The 16,060-nt window shown below is 38.8% G+C and carries 25 protein-coding genes; all 25 read right to left on the reverse strand.

The features are described 5' to 3' along the window. Positions 1 to 74 precede the first annotated feature (74 nt). Complete coding sequence (locus tag Q5076_RS12385; RefSeq protein WP_303013768.1) at positions 75 to 326, reverse strand: hypothetical protein; 252 nt, start codon at positions 324 to 326, stop codon at positions 75 to 77. A gap of 1 nt (position 327) precedes the next feature. Further along, on the reverse strand, positions 328 to 579 hold the full coding sequence (locus Q5076_RS12390) for a RodZ family helix-turn-helix domain-containing protein (RefSeq protein ID WP_303013770.1): 252 nt from the start codon (positions 577 to 579) through the stop codon (positions 328 to 330). 3 nt (positions 580 to 582) lie between these two features. After that, entirely contained in the window at positions 583 to 798 is a 216-nt protein-coding gene (locus Q5076_RS12395; protein ID WP_303013772.1) for a hypothetical protein, read from the reverse strand. A 15-nt stretch (positions 799 to 813) separates the two neighbouring features. Beyond that, a complete protein-coding gene (locus tag Q5076_RS12400) occupies positions 814 to 1,167 on the reverse strand; it encodes a hypothetical protein (protein ID WP_303013775.1) in 354 nt (117 codons plus the stop codon). Positions 1,168 to 1,373: 206 nt separating this feature from the next. Next, entirely contained in the window at positions 1,374 to 2,081 is a 708-nt protein-coding gene (locus tag Q5076_RS12405; RefSeq protein ID WP_303013778.1) for an NYN domain-containing protein, read from the reverse strand. 230 nt (positions 2,082 to 2,311) lie between these two features. Continuing rightward, a complete protein-coding gene (locus Q5076_RS12410) occupies positions 2,312 to 2,539 on the reverse strand; it encodes a hypothetical protein (RefSeq protein WP_303013780.1) in 228 nt (75 codons plus the stop codon). 313 nt (positions 2,540 to 2,852) lie between these two features. Then, the gene (locus Q5076_RS12415; RefSeq protein ID WP_303013783.1) at positions 2,853 to 3,023 is read right to left on the reverse strand and encodes a hypothetical protein; all 171 of its coding nucleotides are present in this window, start codon (positions 3,021 to 3,023) and stop codon (positions 2,853 to 2,855) included. Beyond that, positions 3,008 to 3,433: a hypothetical protein gene (locus Q5076_RS12420; RefSeq protein WP_303013786.1), complete on the reverse strand. Its 426-nt coding sequence runs from the start codon at positions 3,431 to 3,433 to the stop codon at positions 3,008 to 3,010. Before Q5076_RS12420 ends, Q5076_RS12415 begins: the two co-directional genes overlap by 16 nt. A 6-nt stretch (positions 3,434 to 3,439) precedes the next feature. After that, entirely contained in the window at positions 3,440 to 3,859 is a 420-nt protein-coding gene (locus Q5076_RS12425) for a hypothetical protein (protein ID WP_303013788.1), read from the reverse strand. A 47-nt stretch (positions 3,860 to 3,906) separates the two neighbouring features. Next, entirely contained in the window at positions 3,907 to 4,182 is a 276-nt protein-coding gene (locus tag Q5076_RS12430; RefSeq protein ID WP_303013791.1) for a hypothetical protein, read from the reverse strand. A gap of 7 nt (positions 4,183 to 4,189) precedes the next feature. Next, the gene (locus Q5076_RS12435) at positions 4,190 to 4,732 is read right to left on the reverse strand and encodes a hypothetical protein (RefSeq protein WP_303013793.1); all 543 of its coding nucleotides are present in this window, start codon (positions 4,730 to 4,732) and stop codon (positions 4,190 to 4,192) included. Between the two features lie 48 nt (positions 4,733 to 4,780). Then, positions 4,781 to 5,197 carry a hypothetical protein gene (locus Q5076_RS12440; protein ID WP_303013796.1) on the reverse strand — a complete coding sequence of 139 codons (417 nt, stop codon included), beginning with the start codon at positions 5,195 to 5,197 and terminating at the stop codon, positions 4,781 to 4,783. A gap of 23 nt (positions 5,198 to 5,220) precedes the next feature. Beyond that, positions 5,221 to 6,207, reverse strand: a complete 987-nt coding sequence (locus Q5076_RS12445) for a hypothetical protein (protein ID WP_303013798.1) — start codon at positions 6,205 to 6,207, stop codon at positions 5,221 to 5,223. Positions 6,208 to 6,272: 65 nt separating this feature from the next. Further along, positions 6,273 to 6,524, reverse strand: a complete 252-nt coding sequence (locus Q5076_RS12450; RefSeq protein WP_303013800.1) for a hypothetical protein — start codon at positions 6,522 to 6,524, stop codon at positions 6,273 to 6,275. A gap of 408 nt (positions 6,525 to 6,932) precedes the next feature. Continuing rightward, the gene (locus Q5076_RS12455) at positions 6,933 to 7,388 is read right to left on the reverse strand and encodes a DUF6808 domain-containing protein (RefSeq protein WP_303013803.1); all 456 of its coding nucleotides are present in this window, start codon (positions 7,386 to 7,388) and stop codon (positions 6,933 to 6,935) included. Continuing rightward, entirely contained in the window at positions 7,385 to 7,552 is a 168-nt protein-coding gene (locus tag Q5076_RS12460) for a hypothetical protein (RefSeq protein ID WP_303013805.1), read from the reverse strand. The genes Q5076_RS12455 and Q5076_RS12460 overlap by 4 nt, the downstream gene beginning before the upstream one ends. A 117-nt stretch (positions 7,553 to 7,669) precedes the next feature. Then, complete coding sequence (locus tag Q5076_RS12465; protein WP_303013808.1) at positions 7,670 to 9,613, reverse strand: hypothetical protein; 1,944 nt, start codon at positions 9,611 to 9,613, stop codon at positions 7,670 to 7,672. 1 nt (position 9,614) lies between these two features. Next, complete coding sequence (locus tag Q5076_RS12470) at positions 9,615 to 12,710, reverse strand: hypothetical protein (protein ID WP_303013811.1); 3,096 nt, start codon at positions 12,708 to 12,710, stop codon at positions 9,615 to 9,617. Beyond that, the gene (locus Q5076_RS12475) at positions 12,700 to 13,032 is read right to left on the reverse strand and encodes a hypothetical protein (protein WP_303013814.1); all 333 of its coding nucleotides are present in this window, start codon (positions 13,030 to 13,032) and stop codon (positions 12,700 to 12,702) included. The genes Q5076_RS12470 and Q5076_RS12475 overlap by 11 nt, the downstream gene beginning before the upstream one ends. Before the next feature lie 18 nt (positions 13,033 to 13,050). Then, entirely contained in the window at positions 13,051 to 13,461 is a 411-nt protein-coding gene (locus Q5076_RS12480) for a DUF5675 family protein (protein WP_303013815.1), read from the reverse strand. A 10-nt stretch (positions 13,462 to 13,471) separates the two neighbouring features. Further along, a complete protein-coding gene (locus Q5076_RS12485) occupies positions 13,472 to 13,693 on the reverse strand; it encodes a hypothetical protein (protein WP_303013816.1) in 222 nt (73 codons plus the stop codon). Beyond that, positions 13,677 to 14,147, reverse strand: a complete 471-nt coding sequence (locus Q5076_RS12490) for a phage holin family protein (protein ID WP_303013817.1) — start codon at positions 14,145 to 14,147, stop codon at positions 13,677 to 13,679. The genes Q5076_RS12485 and Q5076_RS12490 overlap by 17 nt, the downstream gene beginning before the upstream one ends. Next, complete coding sequence (locus tag Q5076_RS12495) at positions 14,144 to 14,644, reverse strand: hypothetical protein (protein ID WP_303013818.1); 501 nt, start codon at positions 14,642 to 14,644, stop codon at positions 14,144 to 14,146. The genes Q5076_RS12490 and Q5076_RS12495 overlap by 4 nt, the downstream gene beginning before the upstream one ends. A 20-nt stretch (positions 14,645 to 14,664) precedes the next feature. Next, the gene (locus tag Q5076_RS12500; RefSeq protein WP_303013820.1) at positions 14,665 to 15,204 is read right to left on the reverse strand and encodes a DUF4376 domain-containing protein; all 540 of its coding nucleotides are present in this window, start codon (positions 15,202 to 15,204) and stop codon (positions 14,665 to 14,667) included. A 16-nt stretch (positions 15,205 to 15,220) separates the two neighbouring features. Continuing rightward, complete coding sequence (locus tag Q5076_RS12505; protein WP_303013822.1) at positions 15,221 to 16,051, reverse strand: hypothetical protein; 831 nt, start codon at positions 16,049 to 16,051, stop codon at positions 15,221 to 15,223. Between the last annotated feature and the right edge of the window lie 9 nt (positions 16,052 to 16,060).

Genomic DNA, 16,060 nt, shown 5'->3' on the forward strand with positions numbered 1-16,060 from the left:
CTCTTGGAACCATATAAACAACTGTACTACAATATTTTAATTTATAGAACTCCTCATAATCAAAAAAAGGCAGCCTACTTCGCTGCCTTTTCTATTTTCTCCCTGAACACTCTCAACTGGTCTATAGTCGGATAAAATGTAGGGTTCTCCCAGTTACGGCTTATCACCGAAATCATCGAATCAAGGTATTTCCCACAATCGAGAATCTTAACGCATTTATCCAGTTGGAACTCACCAACAGGATACGTCTTGTTGTCAAGCGTGTTTTTCGCCCAAATAAGCAACTCGTCTACTGAATTGTGGTCGTATTTCTTTTCTTCTTCCATATCACATTTTGTCAATTAATTCTTTGAGATTGTTTTCGCTGTCTCTCTCTGCAAAATACATATACAAGTCTGAACCGGCAATATATCCAAGGAATACATCTATAGTATAATTGGTTAGACCTTCCTCTACAGCCTTCACTTGTTCAACACGTATTTTCCCCTTTTGGGCTACCGCATACCTTGACAGGTTGCGGGATTCTCTAAACTCTTTAAGTTTTTGCCCAAGAACTTCTCTATAACTACTTTTATCCATATATTATAAATTATTATAAGCATCTACAATTTGGTAATAGCAATAACGCTTGGCTTCTTGGTGTTTTTCTTTATTGCTGTCATCGTTAATCCAATCCCATGCCTCAGAATTAGTTGTATGAATTTTTAAATTCTTACCTCTATAACGTGCTTCAATGAAATATTGACCGTAGCCGCAACCTCTTTTCATTGCGAAATTTACTTTTCTAAAACTCGCCATAATCTTTATTTTTAATTAAAATGCAAACTTAGCAATCGCCTTAGCAGCTTTCTTAAGCTCGGAATTACCGGTTTTCTTATATTCAACCATCAATAAGTCATACTCTTCTCTATATGCCTTCTTGGACTTTCCTGTAGCTTTTCTTTCAGCAGATAAAGCGGCTTTTCTCGCTTTAGCGGCTTCGGCTTTCCGGTTTTCCTTTCTCGCTGTCTCGTTGTACATGTTCATATAGTCCTCATCTGACAGGTTAAGAACGTAATCTATTCTCTGGTCGGCTGCCGCATTGCCGATATATGTACGTTCTTCATTATAACGCTTAACATCCGCTCTCTTCATTGCTGCTACTTCTTCAATTGTTATAGTTTTCATAATCTTTATGTTTTAGTTGTTATTACTTTATTTCCTTTTTGATGTTACAAAGATAGTACAAATATTTGTAATACCCAAGTTTTTTACTACAAATATTTGTATGTTATAAAACATATTTAAAAATAAAGGTATAAAAAATCCCGGCATATTCGATATACCGGGAGGATTCCATTTTAAAGAGGCAGTTATAAAGAAATGGAAAGGAGCTATTTCTTTTTTGCATCTTTCTGATGATATAAAGGTATGCTTTTTAATCCATCAATGTGTTCATATAGATCATTTTCGATATGCTCACAATGCATAGGATCAAGAACAAAGTCAATCCCTTCACGCCTAGCCAATTTTGCTGCAGGAACGAAATCTGAATCTCCAGAAATAAGGACAATCTTATCCACAAAACCTTTTAAAGATAAAGAAGCAATGTCGACACCAATTTTCATATCAATTCCCTTTTGACGCAATTCATAATATACATCATCTTCATTAATGTCATCAAGAGAAATTTCTTTCTTTAATAATTTTCTCATTGTGTTATCATAGAAAATCCATCTTTTACTTTCCTTGATATTACCTAGACGCAAAGCAACTTTCCTTTTTTTCTTAAGCTCGTTTATTAACTCACTTCTACGAATAGCTTCTTCTGTTTTAGAGTAGTCGATACATTTCCTAGAGATAGGATTATGTATTTTTTTGGCAAATGGTACACAATCATAATAAAAAATACGATATAAATAATTGTTTTTCCCTACATGAGAATGAGATATAGTATATAAATCATTAGCAATAGTTAATGCTGTCTTTTTGCCGGACTTATTATACATTGCATTATAGCGTTTTATAAAATACCCACCATCAATTAATATGGCAACTCTTATAGGGGTTTCTGTGTATGATGTATTTGGACGTGTTTTCATAAAATAAAAAATGGCCTTTGGTTAGGCATGCCCATTATCAAGAGGGGGACAAACGTAAGCCAAAGGCATAATCATGTGCTGCAAATGTATGAATTTAATTTGTATTTGCAAAAGACAGAAGATAAATTGCAATAAAAAACAGATTATTTTTCTATGTTTTGCACTCGTTAAGTCACAATATCACCTTTAAATTTAGTGCAAAGTAAACTTTTGTTCCGCTTTCTTTGCCATTATAGCGCAGGTTCAAATTTAATTTTAGCTTCTCTAGTTGCTTTATTAAAGTCTCTATTAAAAGAAGACACATCTTCTTTCATGTTCTTCTTATCATGGTCTGTGCCATAATAATCAAGTTTTTTCAAGGAATCGTTGATTTCTTTTACAATCTGTTCCTCACTTGCTTTTTTCGGAAGTAAGGAACCTTGCATAGATTTAGTGATTACTTTTATAAACTTTTTCATATATATTAACCTCTTTCTGTTATACTAAAAACAGAATTTATAGCGAATTTGTTCTGCAAATAAACAAAGTAATCAACCAAAACTGCAAAAATACAATTGAAATTTGTCGTTAAGAGGTCAAACTTTAACTATTCCGGAAGTTTTTAACAAAAATCCCCGACTACATAGCCAGGGACAAGCACAAAGATATAACCCTTGCAATAATCGCAAGAGGAATCAGACTGTACAACCACCTCTCTAGGCGTTCCATAGCATTACCAGAAGAAGCCGACAAAAATCAGAATGATACAAATCGTCGGCTTGGTCTATCAAATCATCTATGTAATCTTTTCTTTGCATACCTCTCCAACTGTCTACGCTGCTGCCTGTTGATGCCGGTGGAAGCAGCCAATTCATTGAGTTTTGATTTTTCTTCGGGCGAAAGCATGTTATAGACTTCCTCCCGGCTTTTGCCTGTTAATATGGCTTCTAATATTTTCCACATAAATTTCTCCTGCAATGTTCACATAAAAATTTCTTTGCTATAGGAAACATTCTTTGCCCTATCTCCCCACACAGGTATTGTGCCTCCTCACCGTATGGGTCGATATTAAACGCCTGTGAGATATGGCGGCATAAGTGTCCTTTCTCATGGTCCCATGAATTTTGGAATTCCGATGGCGAAGAAGTTAGCGCAATCACCATAACTGTTTCACGGTTCTCAAAGTCTGAATAGGTCAAACCCGTGTTTAACCTGCCGGAAGAAAGGTTCCGGTAAGCCTGGCGAAATTTATCACCCCGGCAACCGATACGATGAAGTTCACACAGTATCTCACTGGTCCAATAGGTTGTTACAGCATAATACACCCTTACCCGCCAATCATATTTCGATATGTAAAATTCCTGTACTATCATAAATCATCAGAGTACATCATCCCACATTATCGGGCATCCGCTTCCAATGCAATCGGCATAGAACCGAGTAAAAGGCAATCCTTCATACCCGTCCGGGTCGTCTATGTAATCCTTTATGAACAATGCCAGATGGGCTTCATCCATAATCGAACTCTTATAATAATCGGCTTTAGCCATATTAGCCACATATACACAGTCGTATCCGGAGTCTTTCTCAAGTTTGATGCCATACTTTTTCAGAAGTTCCTCCACTTCCTCCTTTTTGATAGGTACGAGCTTTTCTTTCTGTTTGGAAGTCTTGTTTTCAACTTCCATTTTGGAAACAGCCCATTCGCACATCTTTTTTGAAAAGTGCCAGCCGTATAGTGACAGATAATTAGCCATTGCCGGCGGCATTTTATCGTAAATGTCCAGTCTTTGTCTCATAATTAATTACCTTATTAGAATAAGAGGGGATTTCTCCCCTCATACGGTTAATAGAATTCACCATTGGCACGTCTGCGGCGGCGTTCACTCATATCCCCGTACATCGGATATTCCGGGAAATAACCCGGCATACGGCGTTCGCTCATCCCATCACCATCGTAACGGCTACGGTCGCGGAAATTCATGCCGTCGCCTTGCATCTCACGTATGGCTTTTTCATAACCATGGCGGCAACCTTCCTTATAGGCTTCTTCCAATTCGTTGCCACCTCGCATTCCGAAGTCACGACCATATCCGTCATGTTCTTCTCTGATTGTCCACATTCCCATATTATTTTTTAGTTTTAGATGTTTCAGACATTCCGAGTTGTTCCATCAGTTGTTTATTTAAAGCCATAAGGTCAGCCATGTTCTTGCTCATCTCGGACATTTGCCCTTTCAATGCGGCTATCTCTTGTTCCTGACGCTGCTTTTCCGCAAATTCAGGATTAAGAAGCGTGAGCATCTTGTCGCACCCTGCTATGACGGAATTATGAAAGTCCATGCTGTTAATGATGTCTATGCTTTTCTGCTTCATGGATGCAACCTCGTTGTTCATCGCGTCACGTGAGCACGATACCACAATATTGCCGTTCTGCCCGAAATCGGCTATATCCATGCCGGCAGGAAGGTTTTGAAATGTGGTGTTCTGCCCGTTGATGCAGACCACAATATCCACAACCATTTCCATTTGAGGCATTTGCCCCATAGGAGTAGCCATAGGGTATTTGGGCTTTGGAGCTGAAACGCTGACCACAGGACCGCATTCGATGTACGGATTGGCATCCTTATGAAGTATATACAACTGGTTATTAGTACGAAGTGATTGAAACATAATGATTGATTTTTAATAGGGCTACCTGGAATCGGTAGCCCGTGTTTGTTACTTGCTTTTAACCGCTGCTGTTTCCACTGTTGGAGCAGGTGATGTTGTCGGACGGTATCCTCCATTTACAAGATACAGTTCATTGGTGTACTTGTTGTAGTGGATTTCATAGATACCCGGACCGGCAAGGTTCTCAACACGCACCGGTTCATTGTTGTAAGCCATCAATGGACGGGTGTCACCATTGGTTCCTATTAAAATAGGAAGGGTCGCTGTTGTGCCTGCCGGTATTTCCTGACGAAGATTGACATAGAATCCTCCGACATAATTACGCCCGTAAAAGGCATGATTCGGAAGTTCCAAGGTCACATTCTCCGTACCGACTGTAACCTGAACGGTAGGCAGAGTGTTGTAATTTACCCTACCCAGGGAAGGAAACGGAAAAGGAAATCCTGTAAAAAAGTTAGGCCACATAATTACCTCCTTTCTTACTGGAATTAACCCCAGTAGTTGTTGCAACCGCATCCGTAACCGCTACGGCCGTATGCAGCATCACCGGCATAGGCGCCAAAAGCAGCAGCTCTGTATGTGTCAAGATTTACACCAACAATATTAGGGTATTGAACCGGTACGGTTTGTGGCATACGACATTTAATGCCATCTACATCAGACTGCAAAGCCTGCAAACCTGCGGCCAACGGAGCAATCTGCTGGCTGAAAGTGTTCAGGATAGTTGCATTCTGATTACGCTGTGAGATTTCAGCCTGCAAAGTCGATTTCTCGGCAGTCAAAGCAGCAATCTTATCCTGCAATGCCTGATTCTGCATGGCATCCAGTTTGGCAAGGATGGCATTTGTGTTAGCCGTAGCACCGTCACGTAATGACAATGTGTTCTGGTTGGCTGTGTTCACAAGTGCATTTGTCTGGTTGCACATTGCCAACTGGTTCTCATAACCCATCGTAGTGATGGCATTCTGGGTTTTGCAGCAACAATCGGCTAACTGTGTCAAAACCGCCTGGTTACCGCTCTGGAACGCATTGATAATTTGCTGGGTAGACATGCCAACCTGATTACCCACATTGGAAATCAGACCTTGGATATTACACAATGCATTCTGCAACTGTTGAGTAGAACAGTTCAAAGAAGAGGCAAGCTGATTGATTGCGTTACCGTTACCTTGAATAGCAGACATCAGATATTCACGGCCTACATCACCATTCAGTTCTGCTGGAAGACCGCCATTGTTACCGAAGCGGTTACCGAAACCATTGCCACCCCAACAGAACCACAAAAGGATAATCCAAATGAACCACCAGCCACCGCCGCCCCAAGCATCCTGGTTATTACGGCCTTGATTCAAAAGGGCAAGTAAACCCGGGTCAACACCCTTGCTGCCAAACATACTGGGCAACATAGCCATGATGTCGAACTTGCTGCCGCCACCATTGCTGCCAGGGTCATTAAAAACATACGTTTTTTCCATGAGATTTAAATTTTGTATGATTAATATTATTGTCATACAAAAGTATATATTACGTGCTGCCTAAATCAGAGCTTGTTTTCAAGCAATTTGCAAACATTTTGCAAATATATTGCCATCATTTTATTATGACTTTTCCTCATTTCAAAAGTAGATACAAGATAACGGATACAAGCGGAAGTCTTATGAAGTAAGGGCGCTATTTGCTCAGGATAAAAACCATATTCGGAAAGAAGATATACGACGATGGAACGCGCATCAACAACTTCCGTTACCTTACTTGAAGAAAGGATTGAATCGGCAGATACTTCCGTTTCCAAAGAAACTGCATTAAGTATTTCGGTAAAAATCTCTGACTTACACATGGTAATTTAATTTTTTATTGTACTTTTGCCTTTGCCAATCGAATTTTACAGATCAAAGAGCAAAAGCATGTATCGTAATGTTAAGGATATTTGAACCCCTGGCACAGCGATACATGCTTCTGTATGTTTAAAAGTTCGATTGGCGTCAACTTTATAGTGTCGGGGGTTCTTTTCACTCTGCCCCCGAAAGAGTTGCATTTATCATGATAACCGGCCTTCTACTCACACCGGAAAGAATCTGAAATTAATCTACCATATTACCTCCTTTTTGTATGAATGAACATTTTTCCTTTGGAAATTGTTATATTAGTGAAATTTAAACTTTTCATACCGGAAACGGTCTGTGAAGATAGTAGCCGGGAATTACCACATAAACAGATTGTAACTTACTCCTGCACCTACGTAAAAACCACTGGGATAACCGTAACCGGCCTGCAAACCCAATCCCCAACGTTTCTTCTTTGAAGGGACAGTATGATAAATATTATTCGTAACAGTCCGGTAAACTGTTCGTGGGAACACCTGCAAACTGTCGAGTTTAGGACGGTATCCACTCACCCATGCCCGGTAAAGGCTGTCTTCATAGTAAGCCTGTTCACGCTGTACCACCGTATCACCTATTCTGATTGTATCTTTTAGCTTAATCAGCAGCAAAGGAGCCATGGGAGGAGAGATGAATAACGTTTCAATATCGACAACCGTCTTTATTTTCGTCTCGGTTCTTATCTCTAGTGCCGGAGAAGGCTCGTGTGGACTACAACGCATCCACACGACCAAACCGACAAGCAGACAAACCAATATCCAAGGTAGCATTTTCATAAGATACTGTCGCTAACAGTCCATTCGGGACTACTCAACAAGACTTCCAACTCGCTACCCTCATAAACAGGATAAGGATAAACAGGCTCATGCGGGGTATCTTCTCCAAGTTCCGGTAATGTCATAGCAGAAGGGAATAATTTCTCATAGTTGTCCACTTTCATGATTACCTGGGTTCCGTCAATGCTCTTTCGCGGGACCAAGTGCAATTCAACAAGTACTTATTGCGGTATCTCGTTCAGTCTTTCTGAGGGAAATTTTATGTATTTCATAATAGTATTTTAATCATTATTTCTTACTACTTTTAAAATTATATAGGAGGATTGTCCATCCACACGCTCGGCAGATACGTATATTCCGCCATTGTATATATGCGTATGTAGAACTACATTTTGAGAATCAACAACTGTGACAAACAAACCATTCAATTCATCAGATATAACAATATGGTCGCTCATTTTTTTGTCATAATCCGCGAAAATAAATGTTGTATCATTAAATAAAACGTGATAAAGTGATATTCGACCTTGTACTTCGTTGGCTTTAAAAAAACAACGATATAGTATAGCACTACGTATATCGCCGGCATTAATAGTTTTACCAAGTGCACTATTGTCAAAAGGATGAGGATACACTTTACCTGAATTATTGCGAATTTCGAATGTATTGGAAGTATTTTCCGATATGTTACCATTACCTATTGGTAAGAAACCTATAGCAAATCCAACATTGTCCTCCCTGATTTGTATAACTCTATTAACTGGATTTTGTTTATTAGCCCAATATTCCTCCTTAAAATTAAAAGCCGGTAATTCTGAATTCCATTCAACAGAAGTCGGAATGTTAAAATTATATCCGTTTATTTCTAAAGAATTTGGAATATAGTACTTGATGTCAGTTTGTTGATTTCCAATCCTAGCCGATTGGGCAAACATGTAATTTGAAAAGGTATAATTCTGTTTGGCTACAATATTCCCAATGATTATCATTGACATATTGGGTAATATCCTATATATGTTTTCAATATGACATATTGGAGTACTTATATATTCAGCTTCTTGTGACTGTCCTTTTCGTGATATAATATTATTCAAAACTTCATCAGTGTTAACTACATCATAAGACTCTACGATATCTAATACTCTACTAACATATTCACCATCTGAACGTATTTCCTCGCCGTCGGCATATAATTTTTGAGATATGTTAAAAACACTTTCCCATAATTGAGTATTAGTAACAGATGAGACATTTAGTTCGTCATCACCATTTTTTAATATTCCACTCTTTAGTAAAGTAAAATTGTGATTTTGTGGAGTTCCTTTATTTTCAGACAAAAAAACAATATGGTCTTCATCAACGATGCGCATTATATAATATTTTGTACCATCGTCCTCACGAACCCATTCTGTACCAATATCTATATTGGATTTACCGTGGTCTACTATCGTTCCTATTGCACATGGTTGTGCATGATTAGCGCCAATTGTCGTATTCTGTATATGCATGGGAGCTACATCATCATCACATGAGTATTGACTGTCTGCAAAAATCCATCTGGATAAATTAAATATAGGATTCCCATTATAGTTTGGAGTGATACCATCATAACGATTAAGTGTCATTTTCAATTCGTTTACTCCTTGTACTATATTAATATTAGGGTATTCAAATGAAACTTTAAAATATTCTTTATTTTTAGACAAAAATATTGCACTATTTATAACCTCGTCTAAACCTTCAATTGCATTTTGAGGAATAGCATAATATGGGATATATTCCCTAGGTTCATCCCCTTCACTAAATATTATACCGGAACTTCCTTTATTATTTTTTTCCAAATTAAAAACCACAAATGCAGCATTTGGTGGAGATGTATGTGATTTATCATATATATTAACACCCCCAGAAAATGAAATGACTTGTTTATCAGAATCAAACCAAGAAATTCCCGATGTAAGTGAAGCCGTACCAGCTAGATAATAACTAGTATTTTCTTTAACTGGAATATAATCTGAGCAACTCCATCCTTCTACTGGGTCAAGTTTTCCGTTATATGAATTAACATATTTCCCAGTTTGAATAGCTGCTGCATTGAACAGATTGTATGTTCTGACAGTTTGTATTTGTGCTTTATCTAACTTATCAAAATTTCCATCTATACTTTGAGCTATTGTACCCCACGATTGTTCACTATCTTTTGCTATGTCAAATATCTTTTCCATATTATTCGTTTTTAATTAATGTTTCATTTGAAATCAAAGTCACATTGGAAAGGGAAGTCAAATAAGAAGGCAGATAATCAACCCCGTCAATTTGTATCTTCCAGTTCTTGCCTATGAATGTTTGAACAATATCCTCACTGATATCCCCATTTTCAAAATAAGATTTGCATGCACCGTTGTAATTGATTATACCTGTTATGTCAGCGTTAGACCTGGCATTCTCAAGCATATATTGAATGCTCTCCTTGCTTAGTTTACTACAACCGGAGAAATCCCAGGTGTAATCTGCCTCTTCATTTCCGCGGACAATTCCCTTCAATCTGATATCGGTTAGATTGGGACAGTTGGTGAATGCATCAATAACAGGCACTTCCGTTGCGTCTGATGATATAGGTATTTCATTAGTCACATTTACCAAGTTGGAACAGTTCTTAAATGCAAAAAGAAGAATATTAACATCATCCCAAACTACATTGATAGTCTCAACCGGGGTATTCTGATAACAATAAGCGCAATTACGTGTTAACCGGAATCCAGTACTGGGCAACGGGTCACCATCGACACAATTACACCAATCCAGGATAGCGCTGTTATCTTGTGGATAGATTACCAAATCAGGATTATCAATAGGATTAAGGACCACTTTGGACAAATTAGGCGTTCCGGCAAAGCAACTCTGCATAACAGAAATATTGCCCTCTCCTTTGAGATTAAGGGTCACGTAGCTGGCCGTACATTGATAAAATGCACCTTGAAGATTCAAATAGCGCTCATCATGTAAATCAATATTAATCTCTACATTCAAGCCGTTAAGGCCGACAGCCTGCCTAAATGCTCCATGGGCTTCCCCTCCTCCATACCATACACTTGAACCTATGTAAGTGTAATCCTTTATCAAAGATAACAGATAAGACCATGTGTCAGAGGTAGCATCCAGACCTTCAAAACTGGGGACATAGCCTTTGTCAATAATCCATGTGTCCCAGTCTGATATACGGGGAAGAGTTTTATCCTCCCTTGCCTGTTTGATTCGTAGGATATTTCGGGAATTTCTTGTCTCGATGATTGCATAGCCCTTGTCCAGCAAGTCTTGTACAGTGTATAAATCTAATATTACAGAAATCCGCTGTGGTGACTTAGTTATACCTTTAAATATTATATTATATATATTACCTGTTGCATATTTAAATTCAATATCATTAAAGGAATTAGATTGTACATCTAACAGTTCATCAAAATCATTTAAGTATATATTTGCTTTAATATCACTACCTATTGATACATAATCCCCTACGTTTATTACATTCCAATTTGCATCATAATAAACAATCTTTTGATATTCAGCATTACTCTTAACAATCGGTCTGAATTCTACCATGCCAGGATACAGAGTGCCTATCTTGTATCTCTTTAGCTGACGTTCCAATAAAAACTCGGAAAGAGAGTAAGGGAAGAGCAAGAAGGACGATAAGGCTATCTTACTGTATCTTTCGTTTGAAGTACCTAACTTAGCTATAAGCAAAGGATTGGCATCTGTTATAGTTCCTGCCTCAATAGCGATTCCATTATTAACATATTTAGACTGATAACTAATGGTACTATTAACATCTATCTCTTTATCTGTAAATCCCCCAAAAGAGACTGCTTGGTTTTTATAATCAAAACAAAAAGCCCCACCATCAGTATTAGCACCCCTAGTAGCTACACCCCCATCTGCATTCTGAATATCGTTATCTATTACCTCTCTTCCGGCAAAAACCGTATAATCTTTCAGAATGGGAAGGTTATCAACCTTTCCGTAGTCGCTAACTCCGTCAGTTATCCATGCACCATCATCATTAATACCGCTCTCTTTGTTCCACGCAGTGTTGTAAATTTTCAAATTATGCCCATTACCGGAGAAGTCAGTCAGCTCATCGTTGAATGATGCGTGGTTCTCGTTTGTAATACCCTGTTTGATTGTGTTAAGGTACATGAGAGGACCAACACATCTGTCCAAGTTGAAATAGGCGATTGCTTGGTTGATTTGGTCGCTAGTCAAGACTTTGTTGGAGATAAGTATTCCAAAAATAGCTTTCATTCTACAATCACTTGGAGAATCATCAGTCGTTAGATATCCATCTATAAAAAAATAATCCTGAACACCACCGGCATTCGGATAACTGGCGATATAGTCTTCCTTATCCCCAAGGATATTATTTATTAGAGAAATGTTTCCTACGCTATTGATATCACTAGAAGTATAGCCGAATATACCATACTTATCTTCTTTATTTGCTGATATTTGATTTCTCAAAGACCTAGAGCCTAGCACGTTAGAAGAAATACTAAGTCTACTATCAAGATTTACGACCATACTGACAACAGTACATTCGGTACTACCTTCCAGCATTTCTTCGACTGTTTTAGTAGACCTAATAATGTCGTCTTGCCCGTCTGTGACTAATGCACCTTGATAGGAAGGCACTTGTTCTACGTAGATATTACTACTAAGATTTATTTGAGTATTTCCATTTGATAAAGCAAAGAAATAGACACTAGTAGCTCCTCCTTCGATTCCCTCAATGTCTATATTATATATTCCGTCTTCATATATATAGATCCTCTCATCAGTGCTAGTATTAGGATATATTGAAAAATATCTTATTTCGTTATTAGCTATGGCCTTTGTTACACCTGTTATTTTAATCTTACCTTTATAAATAGGAGATTTATAACTAAAAGAAACACTTGTCTTAGCCGAAAATATCTCAACTTTATGATCGGATATTGCTTTTGCTACATTTTTATCTATAAAAAAATCGCTGACATTACTATAATCATAATCGTATTTTCCATAACCACTATTTAATTTCCAAGAGAAATTACTGCAAATAAACGGATTGTCCGGGTCTACCAGATTCTTAATGATAGCCCGGTCTTCATCATCATTGCTCTTGCCGTAGCAGATACAAACCGCTTTCAAGGACGCCAGAACTTCCGGGTCGATGTAGGGACGTTCGGAAGAGGAGGAAGAACCACGAGAGGGGAAACCGATTCGGTTCAAACCGATACGGTTAAGACTTATTGTGTTTAGTGATATTCGATTAAGCCTCATTGCCGGATTCTGTTACGGTCCCACTCAACACTTCCGACTGGCTTTCGATACGGATGATCTTGGGGAAAACCAAGCCATCGAAATCGTAATCAAAAATCTTTCCCGAATAAAAACGGATATTACCTGGGATGAAAACATTGTCAAAACCTCGTTCTTCGGCCGTTTGCTCATCCATCTCTTCGGTTTCACTACCTGTCTTTTGATAGATTCTGACACCCGAACTGCCCACACGTTCAAGACGGATATTGAAGTTTCCGTTAACCACTACCTCGGCGGCATAGAGGTTTTGATTTCCTATCTTTATAAATTGCAAATCTGACATAATCGCTCCTCCTGAATATTAATCGATAATTTCTATTGTTATGTCCTCACCCTTTCTTTGGGCATCTTCAATTAAAACATTCAAACGGTCTGACGTATAACGGGATTCTGTGAGACGGCCGACTTCCGTATTTTTCCCAACCAGAATACAACCGGCGCTATCAGCAGCGGTATTTCCCGGATGAATCAATATACCATCAAAGTACGGGACATTGAGTAAACGCGGAAGATTACGTCCAAACTTGGGAGACCAATTATAAATGACCTTATATGTTCCTGCCGGAATGGCTGTTTCACCTGGAATTTTCTCTTCTGACGGTAAATCACGTACTTTGTCTTCCAGTGTATTGGAAAACATTTTATCATTGACATACAAACGACCGACAGTGTATCTTTCTTTTTTCCAAAGTCTTTCTACTCTTAATTTCATATTATTCCTCCTATAAAATCAATGTTAATACTACAACCTGAATCACCTGTCCGATAAGACCGCCTATCAATGTGGCGGCAATATCAAGCCAGTCCCATTTGCCGCCACATTGCTTATCCTTAAACTCCATGCCCGCAGCCAATCCCGCAACAAACAGGATGGTAAATAACGCGCCTGCAGGGATGGCATAAAGCAGGTGCTTGGGACGGTTACTTTCATTTATCCAACTCATGTACATCTCCCTTCTCGATTATATCCTTCACATCTTCCTTGTCAACCTTAAACACCTTCTTCCCAAATACGCCCAATACACCGATAAGATTGATATTAATTCCTTTAGGTTTAAGTATATTACCGACTATTGAACATCCTTCTATGAAACATACCAATAAACAGGAATAGACATCTATAGGATATTCACTATGGCTCGCCACGGTAATCATACAGACCATACACACAAAAGCAAAATAAGTCACCATCTTTCCCATAGTCGCACGGATTGCACGGGAGAATCTTACCTTTTCGCCCATTAGCATGCTCTTCCGCATTCCAAAGGCAAGATCACAAAGGATTACCGCACATGAGACAATCAGCCAGGGAATCATGTTTTGCAATGATTCGACAACAAAGGCACTCGCGATTGTTGCAAATCCACCCGTTGTGGTATGTACTATTGCCTCTTTCATACGACACAAGTCAAATAAACGGTTAACAACGAAGTCACTTCTATCCAAAACATCGGCTTCTGTTTGATGAAGTCGGAGATAAAATTGCCTGTCCAGTACTTCTTCATGGAAATAACCATGTATGCGATGAATCCGCCCCACAACAGAAGCCAGTACCAAGAATTACAACCAACCCATATTTGAGAGAAGATTAAGGCAATACAGGCGCCGACTATATGCGGTGTCTTGTCCTCAACCTTGAAGTTGGGAGACACACCTAACACTATCATCACAATGAAAGCAATGAATACAAGGAAACGGCTGTTCTCTGTGCTTTCTCCAAATGCACTCGGAAGAAGCAGAAGACTGGAACCAATCGTACACAACCCGAACCAAAACTTGTGGGTCAACGCATAGTAGGTATCACTGATGGAATAAGGGATTTCCCTGCCTTTTTTTATCATGGCAAAGACATAACCTGCAATGAGAACGAATGACAATAATACTAATAGAATCATAGCTTTATCTGATTTTAAATTTATAGCACGAAATTGAGCTGTTCCGGATAACCCGTGTTATAATTATAGGAATTCACCTCTTCCTTCGTCAGCAACCCCTTGACGGACGCGATATGGGACTGGGTTACATTGTAACAGTCAAGAGCATACAATTCAAGCTGGTTGAGCATCTGCAAAGCCGAATCAACGGGTATCGTGTACTTCTCCGCATTGTACCATAAGACCGTTTGCAACCTGCCGGAAGACTTCTCAATATTGATTGAATTAACCAAACCTACACGGGTCTCTTTATCCAACCATATCTGTTTCCCAGAAAGAGTGAATGAATTGACTGCATCTGACTTGTCATAAGCATTAATTTCCGCTATCTTCATTTCCTTCAACTCATCAAGCGTATATTCATGCTCGACCAATACCGGATAACCGCTTTCATTCTCCATGATGTCCTTTCCCGAAGACTGACCGTCAAGTAACTCCCGCCAGTATTCTACGGATATCTCTACCCCGCCTTCTACATTGTAATCGTAGAAACCATCTTTCCAATACATCTTCTGTTCCATTTCATATTCCTCCTTATTATTTCCAACGACCGATTGCAAACCATCTAATCGGTTCACCTGGGTAGCCAAATGTCATACTAGCCTGAATAAATGCACCTATCACTCTGAATGAAGATTTTGTATAAGTATCGGTTGTGGTACTTGCAACCGTCTTTACATCTGTCTGTGCCTGGACCTCGGACACCACAGAATAATTTAAATCGTAAAAAGAGGTAGGAAAGTAAACCGTACGATATTGACCTGAACTTGTGTTAGTACCCCATTGAATTAATAAACCGTTGTTAAACTTGGCATAACCATTTTTAGATAAACTTACCGTCATGGCATTAGATAAGTCTGACTTGGCGTATTGGGACATATCTATACCGTCCAACTTGGTCTTTTGAGCATCTGTCATGAAACGTTTATCCGTTACCTCTGATATATCACTCGCTGTATGGGTATGCTCTATCAATGCGAACAAATCCTTTCCTACCGGAGCCACAGACCATTTACCTGCAACACCGGAAGAAGGGTTACAAGAATAATAGCACAATACCCCGGATTGGTCCAGTGCAATAAACAAACATTTGGAGTTATCATCCGATAACTGGATATTCAACACACCAAGATTATAATAACCGCCTTTTTTATCTAAAGCGTAAACCATCTTCCCTGATTCCCAAGCATCAGAAATAGAAGCCATTTCCGTTAATTGCTCTTGGGTCACATTACTATCGTTCACAATGGTACTGAAAGCCAATGCAGACTTATAGATACCCGCAGCATCACCATCCATTGGAAGCTTGTCTACAGCATCATCTATTTCCTCCGCTGTATGTCTTAATGTTTTTGTATCTTCTGCCATATAGAATAT

The sequence above is a fragment of the uncultured Bacteroides sp. genome, assembly GCF_958445495.1.
Taxonomy (GTDB): Bacteria; Bacteroidota; Bacteroidia; order Bacteroidales; family Bacteroidaceae; genus Bacteroides.